Annotated in this window: 17 protein-coding genes, 2 tRNA genes and 1 pseudogene; 2 read left to right on the top strand and 18 right to left on the bottom strand. The window is 35.8% G+C overall.

Going from position 1 to position 18,686, the window contains the following annotated elements; all coding sequences use genetic code 11:
- Nucleotides 1–57 precede the first annotated feature (57 nt).
- The 10 genes and pseudogenes from lonB to GH741_RS09580 all read right to left on the bottom strand — a co-directional run bounded on the left by lonB (nt 58) and on the right by GH741_RS09580 (nt 9,943).
- Nucleotides 58–1,722: an ATP-dependent protease LonB gene (gene lonB / locus GH741_RS09625; RefSeq protein WP_153736587.1), complete on the bottom strand. Its 1,665-nt coding sequence runs from the start codon at nt 1,720–1,722 to the stop codon at nt 58–60.
- A 187-nt stretch (nt 1,723–1,909) separates the two neighbouring features.
- Nucleotides 1,910–3,187 (bottom strand): annotated as a pseudogene (gene clpX / locus GH741_RS09620) (ATP-dependent protease ATP-binding subunit ClpX).
- Between the two features lie 460 nt (nt 3,188–3,647).
- Nucleotides 3,648–4,934 (bottom strand): trigger factor, encoded by a 1,287-nt coding sequence (gene tig / locus GH741_RS09615; RefSeq protein ID WP_153736586.1) that lies wholly within the window; start codon nt 4,932–4,934, stop codon nt 3,648–3,650.
- Nucleotides 4,935–5,111: 177 nt separating this feature from the next.
- Nucleotides 5,112–6,068 carry a tetratricopeptide repeat protein gene (locus GH741_RS09610; RefSeq protein ID WP_153736585.1) on the bottom strand — a complete coding sequence of 319 codons (957 nt, stop codon included), beginning with the start codon at nt 6,066–6,068 and terminating at the stop codon, nt 5,112–5,114.
- A gap of 178 nt (nt 6,069–6,246) precedes the next feature.
- A tRNA-Arg gene (locus GH741_RS09605) sits at nt 6,247–6,320 on the bottom strand.
- A gap of 175 nt (nt 6,321–6,495) precedes the next feature.
- A tRNA-Gly gene (locus tag GH741_RS09600) sits at nt 6,496–6,569 on the bottom strand.
- A gap of 214 nt (nt 6,570–6,783) precedes the next feature.
- Complete coding sequence (locus tag GH741_RS09595; RefSeq protein ID WP_338079335.1) at nt 6,784–7,281, bottom strand: YfcE family phosphodiesterase; 498 nt, start codon at nt 7,279–7,281, stop codon at nt 6,784–6,786.
- 33 nt (nt 7,282–7,314) lie between these two features.
- Entirely contained in the window at nt 7,315–7,905 is a 591-nt protein-coding gene (locus GH741_RS09590) for an XTP/dITP diphosphatase (RefSeq protein ID WP_153736583.1), read from the bottom strand.
- Nucleotides 7,906–7,926: 21 nt separating this feature from the next.
- Nucleotides 7,927–8,679, bottom strand: a complete 753-nt coding sequence (gene rph / locus GH741_RS09585) for a ribonuclease PH (RefSeq protein WP_153736582.1) — start codon at nt 8,677–8,679, stop codon at nt 7,927–7,929.
- 145 nt (nt 8,680–8,824) lie between these two features.
- Nucleotides 8,825–9,943, bottom strand: coding sequence for a GerMN domain-containing protein (locus tag GH741_RS09580; protein WP_153736581.1), 1,119 nt, complete (start codon nt 9,941–9,943; stop codon nt 8,825–8,827).
- 441 nt (nt 9,944–10,384) lie between these two features.
- Between GH741_RS09580 and GH741_RS09575 the strand changes: the two genes are divergently transcribed.
- On the top strand, nt 10,385–10,735 hold the full coding sequence (locus tag GH741_RS09575) for a hypothetical protein (protein ID WP_205677321.1): 351 nt from the start codon (nt 10,385–10,387) through the stop codon (nt 10,733–10,735).
- Here GH741_RS09575 and racE read toward each other — a convergent pair.
- The 8 genes from racE to GH741_RS09535 all read right to left on the bottom strand — a co-directional run bounded on the left by racE (nt 10,719) and on the right by GH741_RS09535 (nt 17,947).
- A complete protein-coding gene (gene racE, locus GH741_RS09570) occupies nt 10,719–11,534 on the bottom strand; it encodes a glutamate racemase (RefSeq protein WP_338079334.1) in 816 nt (271 codons plus the stop codon). The genes GH741_RS09575 and racE overlap by 17 nt on opposite strands.
- A gap of 13 nt (nt 11,535–11,547) precedes the next feature.
- Nucleotides 11,548–12,012, bottom strand: a complete 465-nt coding sequence (locus GH741_RS09565; RefSeq protein ID WP_240795455.1) for a MarR family winged helix-turn-helix transcriptional regulator — start codon at nt 12,010–12,012, stop codon at nt 11,548–11,550.
- A 50-nt stretch (nt 12,013–12,062) separates the two neighbouring features.
- Complete coding sequence (locus GH741_RS09560; protein WP_338079371.1) at nt 12,063–13,538, bottom strand: potassium/proton antiporter; 1,476 nt, start codon at nt 13,536–13,538, stop codon at nt 12,063–12,065.
- Nucleotides 13,539–13,751: 213 nt separating this feature from the next.
- On the bottom strand, nt 13,752–13,976 hold the full coding sequence (locus GH741_RS09555; protein WP_153736577.1) for a helix-turn-helix domain-containing protein: 225 nt from the start codon (nt 13,974–13,976) through the stop codon (nt 13,752–13,754).
- Nucleotides 13,977–14,199: 223 nt separating this feature from the next.
- Nucleotides 14,200–14,643: an acyl-CoA thioesterase gene (locus GH741_RS09550; RefSeq protein ID WP_153736576.1), complete on the bottom strand. Its 444-nt coding sequence runs from the start codon at nt 14,641–14,643 to the stop codon at nt 14,200–14,202.
- A 114-nt stretch (nt 14,644–14,757) separates the two neighbouring features.
- Nucleotides 14,758–15,519: a succinate dehydrogenase iron-sulfur subunit gene (gene sdhB / locus GH741_RS09545; RefSeq protein WP_153736575.1), complete on the bottom strand. Its 762-nt coding sequence runs from the start codon at nt 15,517–15,519 to the stop codon at nt 14,758–14,760.
- Nucleotides 15,520–15,537: 18 nt separating this feature from the next.
- Complete coding sequence (sdhA, locus tag GH741_RS09540) at nt 15,538–17,289, bottom strand: succinate dehydrogenase flavoprotein subunit (RefSeq protein ID WP_153736574.1); 1,752 nt, start codon at nt 17,287–17,289, stop codon at nt 15,538–15,540.
- Between the two features lie 37 nt (nt 17,290–17,326).
- Nucleotides 17,327–17,947, bottom strand: a complete 621-nt coding sequence (locus GH741_RS09535) for a succinate dehydrogenase cytochrome b558 subunit (protein ID WP_153736573.1) — start codon at nt 17,945–17,947, stop codon at nt 17,327–17,329.
- A 271-nt stretch (nt 17,948–18,218) separates the two neighbouring features.
- Between GH741_RS09535 and GH741_RS09530 the strand changes: the two genes are divergently transcribed.
- A complete protein-coding gene (locus tag GH741_RS09530; RefSeq protein ID WP_153736572.1) occupies nt 18,219–18,653 on the top strand; it encodes a YslB family protein in 435 nt (144 codons plus the stop codon).
- Nucleotides 18,654–18,686: the final 33 nt, after the last annotated feature.

Raw genomic sequence — 18,686 nt, 5'->3', positions numbered from 1 at the left:
CGATGCTTCTTTTCCTAAGTTTAATGAAAACTGAATCCTTTGTAAATCTTTACGCGTTTAAATGGATTTTGTAGAAGGCTCAGACTCGTAATCTTCTTTAATTTTCCGATACTCCATTTTCTCGATAGCAAGTGGTAACGCTTCACGAAAGGTTTCTACTGGAAATATCTCTATTCCAGTTATTTTATCACAAATAGCCTGATAATTAGCTTTCGGGATGATTACCCGCTTGGCGCCTGCTTGCTTTGCTGCTCTAATTTTTGTTAAAACCCCACCAATCGGCTTCACTTCACCATGTAAACTAATTTCTCCAGTCATAGCAGTATCATACCTGATTGGTATTTTATTAATACTTGAATAAATTCCAATCGCCATCGCTAATCCTGCCGAGGGGCCATCAACTGGAATGCCACCAGGAAAGTTAACATGAACGTCATATTCGTGAGCAGGTACCCCTAAAGAACGTAGCAATGTAATTACATTTTCTATTGATCCTCGGGCCATACTTTTTCTTTTAATGGATTTAGATTGATTTCCTATCGTTTCTTCTTCAGCAATTCCAGTAATAGTAATTTTCCCATTGCTAAGCGTAGGCAAGATCATAATTTCTATTTCGAGTAAAAATCCTGTACTAGGTCCGCTGACAGCCAATCCATTTACTTTTCCGATTCTATTTATTTTTGAAACAGAAGGTTTAAGTCTTGGTGAGAGTCGGCTTGAATCAACAACCCATTCTATATCGCCTTGCGAAATCATTTCTCTATTTTCTTTTTTTGATATACTTGCAGCTATTTGGATAATATTAACTGCTTCTCTTCCGTTGCGGGCATACATAGATAGGACTTTCAATGCTTTTTCTTCTATTTTGCTATTTACTTTTTCACTTGCTCTAGTTGCAACCTGAATTACCTCTTCTGGCTCTAATTCTCTAAAAAAGATTTCTAGGCATCTAGAACGAATTGCTGGCGGAATTTCTTCAGGCATTCTTGTTGTTGCCCCTATCATCCGAAAATCAGCAGGTAATCCATTTTTAAAAATTTGATGGATATGTGTGGGAATATTTTTGTTTTCTTCACTATAATAAGCACTTTCATAGTTTACTTTTCTGTCCTCTAGTACTTTTAGCAATTTATTCATTTGAATCGGATGTAGTTCTCCAATCTCATCAATAAATAAAACTCCACCATGTGCGTTAGAAACCGCTCCGCGTTTTGGTTGAGGAATTCCAGCCTGCCCCATTGCTCCTGCACCTTGATATATTGGGTCATGAACTGAACCAATTAATGGGTCTGCCACGCCTCTTTCATCAAATCTTGCTGTTGTAGCATCCAATTCAATGAAAGGTGAAGCTGATTTAAAAGGTGAATTCTTGTTTTTTTTGGCTTCTTCTAATACTAACCTGGCTGCAGCAGTTTTCCCTATTCCAGGAGGCCCATATATAATGACGTGTTGAGGGTTTGTGTTACATAATGCTGCTCGCAAAGTTTGAATTCCGTCTTCTTGTCCGATTACTTCAGATAAGTCCTTGGGTCTAATTCGTTCTGACAATGGTGCTGTTAGAGATACAGAACGCATTGCTCGTAGCTTTTCCATTTCCTTCTGTGATTCTTTTTCGATAGAGGTTTTATTTGATCGTTGATTTCTTAATAAATTCCAAAAATACAGACCTATTACTATTCCAAAGAATAGTTGGATGATTACTACAATACTAACAAGCTCCATGATGTACCTCCAAAACCAAATTGATACTTGTTAGTATTTCCGCAATCTCTCAGACTAAACAATAAACTCATCTTGTATACAAATTTTCGTAATTAATTCATTCATATAGAAATCCCTTGTTACACATAACAAGGGATTTCATAAGACATATTATCAAATGCCAATAATCAATAAATTTTATTGATTCTTACGCACTTTCTTTTGGTGATTCTTTATTTTCATCCTTAACTGTTCCATCAATCAATACTAGCTTCGGACGACCATTTTCTAACATAACAGTCTCTCTTGTGATAATACACTTTTCAATATCATCACGAGAAGGTAGTTCGAACATAACATCCAACATGATACTTTCTATAATCGAACGTAAACCACGAGCACCAGTATTTCTTTCAATTGCCTTTTTAGCAATTTCGACTAGCGCATCTTCTTCAAATTCTAATTCCACATTATCAATTTGGAAGAGTTTTTGATATTGCTTCACTAGAGCATTTTTTGGCTTTGTCAAAATTTCAATTAGAGCCGATTCATCCAATGGCTCAAGTGCACCAATTACTGGTAGACGGCCAATAAATTCTGGAATTAATCCAAAACGAAGTAAATCTTAAGGCAATACCTTCGCAAGTAGTTCACCTTTACCCAGATCTTGGTTGGATTCCTCTGACCCGAAACCAATAACTTTTTTGCCTAGACGTCGTTTAATGATTTGCTCAATACCATCAAAGGCACCGCCACAAATAAATAATACATTAGTCGTGTCGATTTGAATGAATTCTTGATGAGGATGTTTACGACCACCTTGTGGAGGTACACTTGCAACAGTTCCTTCAAGAATTTTCAGTAATGCCTGTTGAACACCTTCACCAGAAACATCACGAGTAATTGACGGGTTCTCAGATTTACGAGCAACTTTGTCAATTTCATCAATATAGATAATTCCTTTTTCTGCTTTCTCTACATCATAGTCCGCAGACTGAATTAATTTCAGAAGGATGTTCTCAACATCTTCACCGACATACCCTGCTTCAGTTAATGAGGTAGCATCAGCAATTGCGAATGGAACATTCAATATTCTTGCCAGCGTTTGTGCTAACAATGTTTTACCGCTACCTGTTGGCCCAATCATCGCGATATTACTTTTAGCTAATTCAACTTCATCAGAACTCTTTGATGAATTAATCCGTTTATAATGGTTATAAACCGCTACGGACAGGTTTTTCTTGGCTTTTTCCTGACCAATAACATAGTCATTCAGAATGTCGCAAATTTCTTGTGGCTTCGGAATATCTTTAAATTCAACTTCTTCTTCATTACCTAACTCTTCTTCAACAATTTCCGTACAAAGTTCAATACACTCATCACATATATATACACCTGGACCAGCAACTAATTTACGAACTTGGTCCTGACTTTTTCCACAGAATGAACATTTCAGTTGTCCTTTCTCTTCGTTAAACTTATACATTTATTTCACCCCTCGAGTTATAAGTATCTATATGATATGAAAAAATCATATGAAATTTTCTTATTCTTTCTTTAGCTCATAATATCAGATTATCAAAGGTTTAAAAAGCAATAAACCTTTCGAACGATCTAATAAACGTCTTTAATGAAAGTGTTACCAACTGGTTACAACAATAAACGGAATCACACATTTTTTAAAAATTCAAACAGAAGATTATGTTTTGCAAGGTAATTTTTAATGTACATCTAATTATGTAATAAGTTAACGAAATGTCAAATGATATGTAGTTTAATTTGAATGAACAGTTAATCGAGTCACCGAAAAATTATTCTATGTATTACTGTTAGTTTAAATAACGACTAGTGGGCCATGATGAAACAGCTTGTTTATTTTAGAGAAAACAAGGCACGAATATTTCATGCCTTGTTTTATATTATTCTATTTAGCTGAATGTATGTTATTACTTTGATTTACTATGTTCAACTAGTAAATCAATAGCCTTCTTAAATTTAAGGTCTTCTTTTATTGCGCCAGTATTTCCACCTAACATTTGCGTTAATTGCTCCACATTTGTTTGGTACATAGAAGCCATTGACTCTAATTCTTTATTGACATCTTCATCACTAACTTCTACATTTTCTTCGTGAATAATAGCTTCAAGCGTTAAATTAGTTTTTACACGCTTTCCAGCATCTTCTTTCATTTGCTCTTTTAAAGCATCTTCATCTTGGCCTGAGAATTGGAAATACATATCCATTGTCATACCTTGTTGTTGAAGTCTTTGTTCAAATTCCTTAAGCATGCGATCCAATTCACTTGAAACCATTGCCTCTGGGATTTCAACTTCTGCATTATTAGAAGCCTGCTCAATTAGAGATTCACGTTTTTTATTATCAGCTTCATTTGCTTTTTGTTCTTCAAGACGCTCTCTAGTTTTTTTCTTTAATTCTTCAAGACTCTCAACTTCTTCGTCGACATCTTTAGCAAACTCATCATCAAGCTCAGGCAATTCTTTAGCTTTCACTTCATGAATCTTAACTTTAAATGTAGCTTCTTTTCCAGCTAAGTCTTCCGCGTGGTACTCTTCTGGGAAAGTAACCACAACTTCTGTTTCTGCTCCTGTTTCCTTACCAACTAGTTGTTCTTCAAATCCCGGAATAAATGACCCTGATCCGATTTCTAATTGATGGTTTTCCGCCTGTCCGCCTTCAAATGCTACTCCATCAACAAATCCTTCAAAGTCCATTACAACTGTATCCCCGTCTTCTACTGAACCTTCTTCTTTAACGACTAGTTCTGCCTGATGCTCTTGTTGATGTTTTAACTCATGCTCTACATCTTCATCTGTTACTTCAGTTTCTACCTCTTCAACCTCTAGCCCCTTATAATCACCAAGTTTTACCTCTGGTTTTACAGTTACTTTGGCAGTAAAAATTAAAGATTTACCTTTTTCAATCTGCTCTACATCTACTTCAGGTTGATCAACAGGCTCAATTCCTGCTTCTTCTACAGCACTAGTATATTGTTCTGGTAAGATAATATCTACTGCGTCCTGATAAAGTGATTCAACTCCAAACCTCTGTTCAAACAATCCACGAGGTACCTTACCTTTTCGGAATCCCGGAAGTTGAACTTGTTTAACTACCTTTTTAAAAGCTTGGTCTAGCGCTTGATCGAATGCTTCTGCTCCTACTTCAACAGTAAGAATTCCCTCATTACCTTCTTGTTTTTCCCATTTTACTGACATAGTTTTCCCTCCACAATCTATAATTTCAATATGTCGTTTTGACGTTCATTCGATTTTTAAATTTATCTACTTAGGCGGAACGCAAATTGCAACCACTTTATTATAACATAATCCATATTGCTTTCAACAATTTGCAATGCGCGTTCAGAAGAGTGCATTCTTCCATTTCCAAAGAGCTTATTCACCTACGATTTCAAAATACTCTTTTTCTGAGGTAATTATATCTATTAAATAACTATTTAATTTTTCCTCATCTTCTATATCCATATTAGTTTCCATCTGAAGGTATTGATACCCTAATAGTTTTAAAGCTTCCGATATATGGACTAGCTCTTCATCTGCAGGCATGATAGGAAATCTGACGTACAGATAACGATATAACAGTTTTTTGATTAATTCAAATAATGATGGATTGTTTTGTTCTATTTCATGTAAATACCCTTCTATTTGAATAGTGATTGGATGTGAAGTCAATGTATTTAACTGCGATGGTATAACGGTTTCAGCAGTTTCAAACTTGGTAACTTCGATAGGATCGTTAATCTTTTGTTCCTGCAACCATTGAATGACTGCAGTCTTTATTATCGGATTAATACTAAAGTCTACTAACAACTCCTTTAGATATTCTATGTGTGAATCTACTGAAACTTCTCGGCTGTCTTTTAATATTCTCCACTGTTGAGGGTAGTCTTGTTTTCGTATAGCAGTTTTTAGTTTCTTAATATTCCGGGTTGCCTCTTCTTCTTTCTTATCAATATTTAACTTCTTGCTAATTTCATATAACTGATTCAATTGGGGTTTTAGCGAGTTAGGTATGTCGGTCCGTTGAAATACCTCTTCTAATTCTTCGATTAGCATTTCGTATTTACTTTGTTGGAATAACAGAGTGCTATAAATATGTATGTAATCAAATAAATGTGAATCATTATTGGAAATTAGTTGATGGCATAAATCTTCTGCTTCATCATAGTTTCCTATCTCCATCAAACAGATTAACTTACCCATTACAATTTCATGTGTGACTACATCATGAGCGATTAGTTGATTCAATTTTGTTAAGGCATCATCATACCTTTTTTCCTTAAGGGCATTCATACTCTCCTGTTCGAGAGTTGATTTCCATTTAGGAAACATTATTACTTTATCCTTTTTTGTATTCAGATTTATCATTCCCTATTCTGCATATGTATTATTCTTTAATAAAGCTTACCTAAAAAGAACGGGATAATCAAAAGAAAGGTACTGTCTTTTAATTATAATAAAAGGGATCCAACAATGTTGGATCCCTTTTATTATTAGTTCAGTTCAGTAATGTCCCAGGAGAGATTCGAACTCCCGACCCACGCCTTAGAAGGGCGTTGCTCTATCCAGCTGAGCTACTGGGACATGGTTAGAGAATATAATGAAACTAGTAATTACTCTTTAGTTTTGTGTACCTGCATCTTCTAGTTATTTCAGGATGATTAATGCTTCGGTACATGCCTGCACATGGATGCAATTCAAAGATGTTGGTGGCAAGCTACTGGGACATGGTTAGAAAATATAATGAAACTAGTAATATTGGAGCGGGTGAAGGGAATTGAACCCTCGACATCAGCTTGGAAGGCTGAGGTTTTACCACTAAACTACACCCGCACTCGTAATACTTCTAGTCTTTTGTATGATACACGCACTACGTCCCTGCATCTATTAGCTTAACCATACGATTAATCTTAAAGAAAAACTTAGCGTGAAGTCTCCTAACAGACAAGTTTCATTATATTAATTCTAGATATCATTGTCAATGATTTTTGAAGTTAATCTCATTCAAAATAAGTTTCCTTTATACTTCCACTTAGTTTAAAAGCCTTCAAAGAGAGGTTTTATATACTAAATCATTAACTAATTCACCATTAATGTCAAAAAATTCAACTAAAATATTTTTCCTTGATTCCCAAGAAAGTATTGCATAGGTTCCTTCCTGTCTTCCTCGAGGTAATCGGATACTACCCGGATTTATAAATAGTTGATTTCCCGACTGTTCAGCACCAGCAATATGTGAGTGGCCAAAACAAATAACATGGGCTCCTAATTCTTCGGCTCGGTAAGATAGGGGCATTAATGTTGATTTCACCTGAAATAAATGCCCATGGGTTACAAAGAACCCTATCTCATCAACAACAAAATCTAGTTCGTTAGGAAAACGAGTATCCATATCACAATTACCTGCCACTTTCATAAAGTGATCAAGTTCATCTGAGTCCATTTCTAATTCTGAATCTCCACAATGTATCATTTGATCTACTTCATTTATATGGCGTTGTTTAATCATACTAACTTCTTTTTCTAAACCATGACTGTCACTCATTATTAAAACTTTAGGCATAATATCCCCTTTCTACTATTCCAGACTAAGCCAATCATCTAACTGTTTTATTGCATTACTTCTATGGCTAATTTCATTTTTTTCCTTATGCGTCATTTGTGCCATTGTTGCGGAATGTCCTAATGGATAAAAAATAGGGTCATAGCCAAATCCATTTTCACCAACTGGTGATCCACCTATAATCCCTTCACAAGTTCCCTTTTTAAAAATAGTTTGTATGTTAGGTCTTGCTAGAGCGAGTACACATACAAATCGAGCGGTTCTATCTTTGTTAGGAATTCCTTTTAACTCTTTCAAAACTTTATGTAAATTAGCTTGATCGTCTTTTTTTTCGCCTGCATATCTTGCAGAATAAATACCAGGTCTTCCATCTAAGGCATCAATTTCGAGGCCTGAATCGTCAGCAAGTACAGGTATTTGAAATTGTTTGGCAATTGTTTCAGCCTTAATTGCTGCATTTTCCTCAAATGTTGTACCTGTTTCCTCAATATCTTGGTTAAAGTCCAAATCTAAAAGTGAGAGGATTTCTATCCCATATTTTGAAAACAACTGCCTGAAATCTTTAATTTTACCTTCATTTTTGGTAGCAATTAATAACCTTTCCATGATTATCCTCCAGTTGATATTCTACTGTTTGTTTATAGATCCTATTTGATTTACCCACTCACCAATAGCTTCTTTTTGTATCTCAAAAATTTCTTTTAATCCATGATTTGCAAGTTCGAGCATTGTATTCAATTGTTCAAAGGTAAAAGTTGCTTCTTCCCCTGTTCCTTGAATTTCAACAAATTCACCTGCTCCGGTCATAACAACATTCATATCTACATTAGCTTGAGAGTCTTCTTCATATTGTAGGTCTAATATTTCTGTTCCATCTGGAAGAACACCAACTGAAGTAGCCCCAAGAAAATCTGTAATCGGCATTTCCTTAATCGCCTTTTTATCTAGAAGCTTTCCAAACGCAAGGACGACCGCGACAAAAGCACCTGTTATTGATGCAGTTCGAGTACCTCCATCTGCTTGAATAACATCACAATCAACCCAAACTGTTCGTTCACCTATTTTTTCCAAGTCTACTACAGCTCGCAGGGAGCGACCGATTAATCGCTGTATTTCCATTGTTCTTCCCGATACTTTTCCTTTAGATGATTCACGAATATTTCTTTGTTCTGTTGCTCTAGGAAGCATTGAATATTCCGCAGTAATCCAACCCTTTCCTGATCCTCTCATAAAAGGAGGAACACGGTCCTCTATACTAGCATTACAAATTACTCTCGTTTCACCCACAGAAATTAAAACAGAGCCTTCTGGATGCTTTGTATATTCGGTCTCAATTTTTATTGGTCTTAGTTGATTTACTTCTCGCTCACTACTTCTCATTAATTTTCCTCCTTATATTACCGATTCAATCGTAACATATTTTTGCCAAATAATATAAGTTCATACCTTCATTTAAACCACCAAATTTAATAAACTTAACCCTTGAAAATGAAAAAAGGAGCTGGCACTAACCAGCTCCCGAATCTTATAGACTTTCTGTAGGTACAAAGGTATCTCTAGTAACTGGCTCAGAATAAGGTACTCCGCTTTCATTAAATACTTGTTGCATATTTTCAACTCCAACACTGACGGCATCAACCCCTGGTTGATCTGTTAAAGTTAAGACTAGCGTTTCCATTACCTCATCTGAAATGGAGCCTTCAGCTACACTATTTAAAATATTTTCATTGAATTTAAGTGTGAGTACTCCATCCTTATAGTTCGGATTTTCCACTAAGGTCGCACCATTATTGAATACGTTTAACAAATCAAGTTCATAAGAAGGTCCTTCAATTAATGCTTGTACAATGGATTGATATAAATCATCATTTTTCATCTCAATATGTTGGGTTACTGGAACGTGATAAAAGTTTTCATTGTGTTGAGCCGGATAGTAAAGCGTTACCGCTTTACTATCCATTAAATCAACTGTATCCCCGTGATAGATGTTAATACCGTTTGCACGGGAATATCCTTCTGAAATAGGTGTTCCATTTACAGGCATCTCTTTTTGTTCATAGCCATTGATCCAAAGATTTATTTTTTCTACATTTTCAAACTGTGTAAGTGTGAAAGTCATTGCTTGAATAATTCTTTGTTCATCCTCTGGTCGATACTCAGCAAACTCTTTTGAAACATCTACAACCAATGTACCATCTTCTTTTAAGTTCAAACCTAATATCTGAGTACCTGCTGGAAGCACAGCCTCAAAGCCATTCGGCAAGATATTTGTTACTGGGCCACCTTTAACCAAATATTCAAGAGCCTGAGTTGCTACCTCGTTAGATTCTCTTTTAGGTAGCTCTAACACTTGTGAGACCACCATACCATTAGAATCTAGTAGATATAGCTCTCTCTGAATTGTCTCTGTTTCTGCTACTGTTTCCAGACTTTCTTCTGTTTCTGTTTCCTCTACTTCTGTGCCTTCTTCAGATTCTGTACCTTCCTCAGGAACTCCATCTAAATCATCTGTATAACTTGCCTCTTCAGGAGGAGAATCCATCTCCTCTAACGTTTGCTCTCCTTGAAATACACCACAACCAGTTAATAATATGAGTGTTAGACTGAATACGCCAATATGAATCCAATGCGATCGTTTCCTCATGCTTTTCCCTCCTACGATGGTTTGTACTACTATATATACGAGCTCAAAACTAAAATAGACCACGCTATATTAAATTTAAATAAATGATTTAATTTTTCGAGGATACCTAACTTATCCTTCAAGTAAAAAGGCTTGTTTTCTTAAAGATACTTATTTTAAGACATAAAAACTATAAACTCCGACGTAACTTCTATCTATTTATTCATATATGCTTTCTACAATCGCTTCGGCAAAAAACTTCGCTTTCCGTGGGCACGGCCTTAGCCTCCTCGTAGAAAACCACTACTGCGGGGTCTTCGGACTCGTGGGACTGCGATTACTCGTCCCATCGAAAACCATTGCTGTTCCCACAGGAGTCTGCGTTTTTTGCCTACGCTGTTAATAGTGTTCTGATTATCGAGGGAAAAGTCTATGGTTTTACGTGAAAAAATTTTCATCTTCTTGAACACAAACTATCCAAGCTGCGAAACTACACTAGATTTTGGTTTTTATCCATCTTTCTTTCATTACTGTTACATAAATGATGGTGATTGGAGCGGAGGGCAGTCGACTCCTGCGGGAAAAGCAACAGCTGAAAATCCCACAGGAAGCGGTTTTCTTCCGAGGAAGTTGAAGCGTTGCCTGCGGAAAGCGACTGTCCGAAGCGCAAATCAACTAGTAGCTACTTTACGACGCAATTTATATCAAATGCGAAACCAAATGGCAACAAAACTTGCGAAAAAAAGCCAAAAAAACAAGCAAGAAGATAAGTTAGTTATCTACTTGCTTGTTTTTTTCAGTTTGTTTTATTGATACCTATTACAGCATTTTCAACTACTTTGAAAGGTTGATCTAGCCACTGACTTGCAATCCGTTTAAACACATCTAATCGTCCTGTAGTAAAAAACTGGTGTTTGGGAATCCGATCTCCACTATACAATTTTTTATTGTATCCCATGATAGTACTAACTTCACGAGCTGTTTCTTCTCCTGATGAAATAACATTTACATGTTCACCAATTACCTCCTGGATGATCTCCCTTATTAATGGGTAATGTGTGCATCCTAGAATTAGTGTATCAATATGATTTTGTTCTTTTAAGGGTTGTAATGTCTCATTAACAACCTTATAAGCCTCCGGTCCGGAAAGAATCCCCTCTTCAACCATTGGAACTAAACGCGGGCATGCTAGGTCATTTACAAGTATCTTAGAATTAATGTTTTTCAGCGCGTTTGGATAGGCCTTACTATTAATTGTACCTTCTGTACCAATTACGCCTATTCTCATATTTTGAGACATCTTTATCGCAGCCCTTGCTCCAGGCTGTATTACACCAATTACTGGTATGTCTAATTCTAACCTTAATTGCTCTAATGTAAAAGCAGTAGCAGTATTACAGGCAACTACTAACATTTTGATATTTTTCTGGAGTAAGAAATTAACCATCTCCCAAGTAAATTGGACGACTTCTTCTTTTGGTCTTGGTCCATAAGGACACCTTAATGTATCTCCAAGATAGATAAGTTGTTCTTTCGGAAGCTGACGCAGAAGTTCACTTGCCACTGTTAAGCCACCCACTCCAGAGTCAATAACACCTATTGGTTGATCCACTATAATCCCCTCTTTATCTCGATGTTGATTTTTTTTCAACTTCCTTCATATTCTCATGTAGTAAATTCAAAATGGAATAAAGTGAATTCACCTTATCTTCAGGTACATTTTCTAAAACTTCTCCAAGATATTCTTGTCTCTTTTGTATAACTTCGTGGATAATTGACGTTCCTTTTTCTAACAAATGTATTCGAACTACTCGGCGATCTTTAGAATCCCGAACTCTTTCAACCAAATTATTTTTCTCCATACGATCAATTAAATCAGTAGTTGTACTAAATGCTAGATTTATTTTATTAGATAATTCACCAATTGTTAAGTCCCCGTCTTCTAGTAACCACTGCAAAGCGATGAACTGTGGAGGAGTAATAGGATAGTTGTTTAAAATTTCTCTTCCTTTTTTCTTAACGATCCCAGATATAGATCTTAACTCTTTTTCTACCCCAGCGATAGTAGAAGTAGGTGTTATATTATTCAATGGTTGCACCACCTTTTGTGATAAATTATAACTAATCCTGATTATCATTTTCACGAACTTTCGTTCAACATTTCTTTCAGCTTGTAAATGTGATTCTTTGGCACCATGATATATAAAATATCACCTTTATGAATAACTGTTTGACCATGGGGAGTGATAATATCACCTTCACGTATTATAGCATTAATCAGTGCATTCTCAGGCAAATTTATTTCTTGCACTTTTTTTCCAACAATAGTGTTGTTTTCAACTACTTCATATTCTACTATTTCTACATTTGTTTTTCCGATAGAAATTAATTCCAACGCATGCATTGGAGGTGGTTTTTCAGGTCCTACTAATCCGAATTTTTTCGCTAGGAGGGAGATTGTTGAACCCTGTATTAGAGTAGATGTAAGAACAACGAAGAATACTGCATTAAAAAATACCTGACTTTTTTCCATATCAGCTAGCAATGGAAAAAGAGCTAATACAATTGGAACAGCTCCTCTCAAACCAGCCCAAGAAAGAAATAATTTTTCTTTAATTTTAAATGGAAAATTAAATAGTGAAACAAAAGTAGCAATCGGTCTAGCAAGAAATATTAAAACGATGGACAGCATTAAACCTTTGACCAAAATATTAAATGTAAACAGATTTGAAGGAAAAACAAACAAACCTAATATAATAAACATTAGGATTTGCACCATCCATGCGAATCCCTCATTAAATCTTAGGATTGATTGACGATAAGTTAAATCTAAATTTCCTAAAACAAGAGCTGTAATGTAAACAGCAAGTAATCCACTCGCGTTCGCAAGCGAAGTCGCACTATAGGATAGAAAAGCAAATGCTAGCGCAAATAAAGGATAGAGCCCACTAGAATCAAGATTAATTCTATTGATAGATTCGCCTGCAATTTTACCAACAATGAAGCCAATCATTGCTCCAGCACCCATCTGCCAAAAAAAAGATCCAGCTAATAAAAGGATATTGGTGTCACTAGTCATAGTAATTAATTCAATTAAGGATACGGTTAGAAATACAGCCATCGGATCATTAGTTCCCGATTCAGCCTCTAGCGTAGCTTCGATATTCTTATTAATGTTTTTTCCTTTTAAGACAGCAAAAACTGCCGCGGCATCTGTTGAGCCAACGATTGAGCCTATTAAAAAAGCTTCTAACCAAGTAAAGCCAAAAATAAATTTAGAAGCAACTGCCACAATACTAGAAGTTATTAATACTCCAATCGTTGCTAAGGAAATAGCTGGTGCTAAAATAGGTCGTATCGTGACCCATTTAGTTTGTAATCCACCCTCAAACAGGATAACTACTAGAGAAAAAATACCGATTATCTGTGCTATTTCAGCATTATCAAAGTAAATAATATTTAATCCATCACTCCCGACTACCATCCCTACCCCTATAAATAATACCAAGGAAGGAACTCCTAGACGTGAAGAGAATTTAGTAACCAAAATACTTATAATTAATAAAAGTGCTACTAATAATATAAACTGATTGGACTCTACTAACTCCTGGATGATTCAGACCTCCATTTATAGGGTATCTAAACTTTTCCCTAACTTAATTTATAGTTTAATTATTACCCTATAAACATGATATTAAATCAAGCTTAGGCAAGTTTACGTTTATGGTTTGTATTGTAGTTGCAAAACTAATTTTGTCACAGTTTACTAATTATTTTTATTTTAATGCTAAGGCAAAAAACCGACTTCCATTAAGAAAGTCGGTTTTTATTATAGCTTAAGTTCCCCCATACGAAGGAGCTCAACCACAGCCTGTGAACGCCCCTTGACTCCTAACTTTTGCATAGCATTTGAAATGTGGTTTCGAACTGTTTTTTGTGAAATAAACAATTCCTGGGCTATTTCTTTTGTAGTTTTGTCTTGTACTAGAAGTTCAAATACCTCTTTCTCACGTTTTGTTAATAGTTGCTTCGGCTTGTAGTCATTTTCTTTCAAGTGTTAACCCCTCCTTGCTGTCTTTAGAGCCTCTCTTTGAAGGGTATTTATTTAGTCATGGTATTCTATGTGCGGCTAAGTTAATTCGTGCTTCGAATATAACCTATTTTTCAGGTAGAAGTCTTAATATAAGTGATAACACTTGTGTTTAAATAACATGTTTCTTGTATATAGCTAGATGAATTATCTAGTTCACTCATTTTTTCGTCTTTTCGTGTATGTATTATATGGACAATAGTTTTTCTCTCATATTTTCAGTAAATGGAACGGGTTTTCCAGTAGTAGAATTTACCTGTACCATTCTTCCACGAGCTGTCAAGCACACTTCATCTAGCTTGTTTGTTACTAGATAATGAATATCAAGTGAAGTATTCCCTACATAATTTACTTTAACGTAAACTCGCAATTCATCGTGGAAATAGATTTGTTTTATATAATCACATTGTAAGTCAGCAACAATTGGCATAGTATCAAATTTAGAAGAACTCTGAAAAAATCCAACTGTTTTTAAAAGTTCGATTCTTGCTTCCTCAAAGTACATGAATACAAATACATTATTTAAATGACCAAACATATCCGTCTCAGCAAATCTAATTTTAATTGGTATATAGAATGAAAATTCTCTCTTCCACTGGTCAAAATCCTCAATGTAATTAATAGCCTTCAATTAAATCAATCCCCTTTACCAAAAATCTTATCTAATTTAACAAAAAGCCTTCACCAATAAAATTGATGAAGGCTCTTTAAAAAGTCTTAAATTTTAGTGGTTTATCCGAATTCTTTAGTAAGAATGATCACTACCAAAGAAGTTTTTGAATGATTGGATGTTAGTATCACGATTCATCGCTGCAATCGAGGTAGTTAATGGAATTCCCTTTGGACAAACCTGAACACAGTTCTGTGAGTTTCCACAACCCGATATGCCGCCATCCTCCATTAAAGCTTCCAAACGTTCTCCTGCATTCATTTCGCCTGTCGGATGAGCATTAAATAGACGAACTTGGGATAATGCAGCAGGGCCGATGAAGTCAGAGTTGCTGTTAACATTTGGACAAGCTTCTAAACATACTCCACAAGTCATACATTTTGAAAGTTCATATGCCCATTGTCGCTTCTTCTCTGGCATACGTGGTCCAGGACCAAGATCATGTGTACCATCAATTGGAATCCATGCCTTCACTTTCTTTAACGACTCAAACATTCTACTTCTATCCACAGCTAAGTCACGCATTACTGGAAAAGTTGCCATAGGCGCTAATCTAATCGGCTGTTCTAATTTATCCACTAATGTTGAACACGCTTGTCTCGGCTCACCATTAATAATCATGGAACAGGCACCACAAACCTCTTCAAGACAGTTAGACTCCCAATTTACAGGTGTAGTTTTTTCCCCTTTAGCATTAACAGGATTTCTCTGTGTTTCCATTAAAGCTGAAATTATATTCATATTCTCTCTGTAATTTACTTCAAATTTCTCCTCATAAGGAGACGTATCCGGGCTATCTTGACGGGTAATTATTAGAGTAATTGTTTTTTCAGCCATTTGTTTCCATCCCCCTTTTTACTTTTTCTTACTATAATCGCGTTTTCTCGGCTCGATAAGAGATACATCAACATCTACATAAGTGAATGTTGGAGCATTTGTTTCTTGATCAAACTGAGCTTTAGTAGTTTTGAGCCATTCTTCATCATTTCGATCTGGAAATTCTGGCTTGTAATGAGCACCACGACTCTCATTACGATTTAAAGCCCCGATTGTAATAACACGTGCTAAGTGTAACATGTTTTTTAATTGGCGAGTGAACATAACACCTTGATTACTCCATCGAGACGTATCATTAATATTAATGTTTTGCCATCTCTCAAGTAACTCTTGAATTTTTTCATCAGTTTTAACCAATTTAGCATTATCACGAACAACAGTAACATTATCTGTCATCCATTCACCCAATTCCTTGTGAATTTGATATGCATTTTCTGTACCATTCATATTCATTAACTGTTCAAAATGATCCTGTTCCTCTTTTAACTTGTTATCGAACAAGTCGGAAGGCATTTCGTCCGCAGTTTTATCAAGTCCATTAATATATTTAATTGCGTTTGGTCCAGCGACCATTCCACCATAAATAGATGATAATAATGAATTAGCTCCTAGACGGTTAGCACCATGTTGACTATAATCACATTCACCAGCCGCGAAAATACCAGGGATATTAGTCATCTGATCGTAATCAACCCAAAGACCACCCATTGAATAATGAACCGCAGGGAATATTTTCATTGGAACTTTACGAGGATCTTCACCTACAAATTTCTCATAAATTTCAATAATACCACCAAGTTTAACATCCAACTCTTTGGAATCCTTATGGGATAAGTCTAAATAAACCATGTTTTCACCATTAATACCAAGCTTTTGGTTTACACATACATCAAATATTTCTCTAGTCGCGATATCACGAGGAACCAAATTACCGTATGCTGGATATTTCTCTTCAAGGAAATACCAAGGCTCACCGTCTTTATACGTCCAAACTCGTCCACCTTCACCACGAGCAGATTCACTCATTAGTCTAAGCTTGTCATCACCAGGGATTGCAGTTGGGTGAATTTGAATAAATTCACCATTTGCATAAATTCCACCTTGTAAGTACAATGCCGCTGCTGCTGAACCTGTATTGATAACTGAATTAGTAGACTTACCAAAAATGATTCCAGGACCACCAGTAGCTAATATAACCGAATCAGCTCTATAAGACTTTAGTTCATGAGACTGGATGTTTTGAGCAATAATACCTCGACCAATGCCCTCATCATCAATAATTGCAGACACAAATTCCCAACCCTCATATTTGGTTACTAGTCCTTCCACTTCAAAACGTCTAACCTGTTCATCTAAAGCGTATAACAACTGCTGTCCGGTTGTAGCACCTGCGTATGCTGTTCGGTGGTGTTGTGTTCCACCAAATCGACGAAAGTCTAGCAATCCTTCAGGTGTACGGTTGAACATAACTCCCATACGGTCCAACATATGAATAATGCCTGGAGCAGCATCACACATTGCTTTGACAGGAGGCTGATTAGCTAAAAAGTCTCCTCCATATACCGAATCATCAAAATGTTCCCATGGAGAATCTCCTTCTCCCTTTGTGTTAACCGCTCCATTTATACCACCTTGAGCACAAACAGAGTGAGAACGTTTTACAGGTACAATCGATAATAGGTCTACGTGAACGCCTTCTTCTGCCGCTTTAATGGTTGCCATTAGGCCAGCAAGTCCGCCGCCTACTACAACAATATTGCGATTACTCATTCTAAGTTCACTCCCCTAGTTTAACTGTCTATTTATTTTACACGCCATATGCAAATTTAATTAATGATCTCACGCCGATATAAGTCACAGCGACAAAAATCAAAAGTGTAGCGTAAGTTGCGATTTTTTGAGATTTTGGTGTAACAGTGATTCCCCATGTTACAAGAAAGCTCCATAGTCCATTAGCAAAGTGGAACGTAGTAGAAACAACACCAACTATATAAAACCAAAACATAAATGGATTAGATAGGATGTCTTCCATTAAACTATAATCAAGCTCAGCATTACCCATGCCAATAGCAACTCTAGTTTCCCAAACGTGCCATACAATAAAAATTAATGTAATAATTCCTGTTATTCTTTGGAGATAAAACATCCAGTTCCGAAAGAATCCATATCTAGTAGTATTGTTTTTAGCTACGAAAACAATATAGACCCCTAGAATAGCGTGGAATAAAATGGGAAGGAAAATAACAAAAGTTTCTAGTAAAATCCTAAATGGTAGGTCATGCATAAATCCTGCTGCTTTGTTAAAGCTTTCTTCTCCGTACACAGCAAAGTGATTGATCACTAAGTGCTGGATAAGGAAAACACCGATTGGAACAACTCCAAGTAATGAATGTAGCCTTCGATAAAAAAATTCCCGATTCTCTATCATGTGTACCCCCCTCAACAAATAAACTAATTCTATTTAGTACGTTATAGATATACATTTTAAAAACATTAAAGCGCTTTATTCTCTTCTAATCGTTTAAGTTTAAGAAAAAATGTATATTTTGTGACACAACTATTGTACTTCTATCCAGTGTAAGCGTCAAGAAAACTAATTACCATATCTATGCCTTATCAAAGATAAAAATATACTTTCTGATAGGTTGCAAACTAGTAGAATTCAAGCGATAATACATGGAGAGAAGGGAATGGATTAGATGCAAAAAAACCAACAAAACATAGACGAAATCCTTAATCACATACATACATCCGGTTCTGGACATGATATACTTCGTTATGTTTGTTTACCGGACTTATTAGGAAAAGATGCCAATACTATTCTTTATGTAATGGGTAAAAATCTTGCCAGAAACATTAAATTAGAGAGTATAGATGATATTATTAATTTCTTTAAAAAAGCTGGATGGGGAAATCTAATATTGATGAAGGAAAAAAGGCGGGAGCTCATTTTTGAATTAACCGGGGATACCATCTCTCAACGTAATCAGCAAGATATCGATACTGAATACCGACTGGAATCTGGTTTTTTGGCTGAAGCTATGCAGCAAGTGAAAAATGCTGATTGTGAGTGTGTTGAAGAAAATCGAACAAAAAAACAACTGGTTCAATTCAATGTTATTTATTCAAAATAAAGAATTTAACCTCTTATACTGTGTATAAGAGGT

Origin of the sequence: Aquibacillus halophilus (assembly GCF_009649745.1) — a bacterium.
In the GTDB taxonomy this organism is placed as follows: Bacteria; Bacillota; Bacilli; order Bacillales; family Amphibacillaceae; genus Aquibacillus; species Aquibacillus halophilus.
The sequence above is the reverse complement of the archived record's forward strand: the minus strand, read 5'-3'. Positions and strand labels throughout refer to the sequence as shown.

Coding starts and splice junctions, on each gene's coding strand:
- lonB (WP_153736587.1), bottom strand. CDS start 1,722: ATGGAGCTTGTTAGTATTGTAGTAATCATCCAACTATTCTTTGGAATA.
- tig (WP_153736586.1), bottom strand. CDS start 4,934: ATGTCAGTAAAATGGGAAAAACAAGAAGGTAATGAGGGAATTCTTACT.
- GH741_RS09610 (WP_153736585.1), bottom strand. CDS start 6,068: ATGTTTCCTAAATGGAAATCAACTCTCGAACAGGAGAGTATGAATGCC.
- GH741_RS09595 (WP_338079335.1), bottom strand. CDS start 7,281: ATGAGTGACAGTCATGGTTTAGAAAAAGAAGTTAGTATGATTAAACAA.
- GH741_RS09590 (WP_153736583.1), bottom strand. CDS start 7,905: ATGGAAAGGTTATTAATTGCTACCAAAAATGAAGGTAAAATTAAAGAT.
- rph (WP_153736582.1), bottom strand. CDS start 8,679: ATGAGAAGTAGTGAGCGAGAAGTAAATCAACTAAGACCAATAAAAATT.
- GH741_RS09580 (WP_153736581.1), bottom strand. CDS start 9,943: ATGAGGAAACGATCGCATTGGATTCATATTGGCGTATTCAGTCTAACA.
- sdhB (WP_153736575.1), bottom strand. CDS start 15,519: ATGGCTGAAAAAACAATTACTCTAATAATTACCCGTCAAGATAGCCCG.
- sdhA (WP_153736574.1), bottom strand. CDS start 17,289: ATGAGTAATCGCAATATTGTTGTAGTAGGCGGCGGACTTGCTGGCCTA.
- GH741_RS09535 (WP_153736573.1), bottom strand. CDS start 17,947: ATGATAGAGAATCGGGAATTTTTTTATCGAAGGCTACATTCATTACTT.
- GH741_RS09530 (WP_153736572.1), top strand. CDS start 18,219: ATGCAAAAAAACCAACAAAACATAGACGAAATCCTTAATCACATACAT.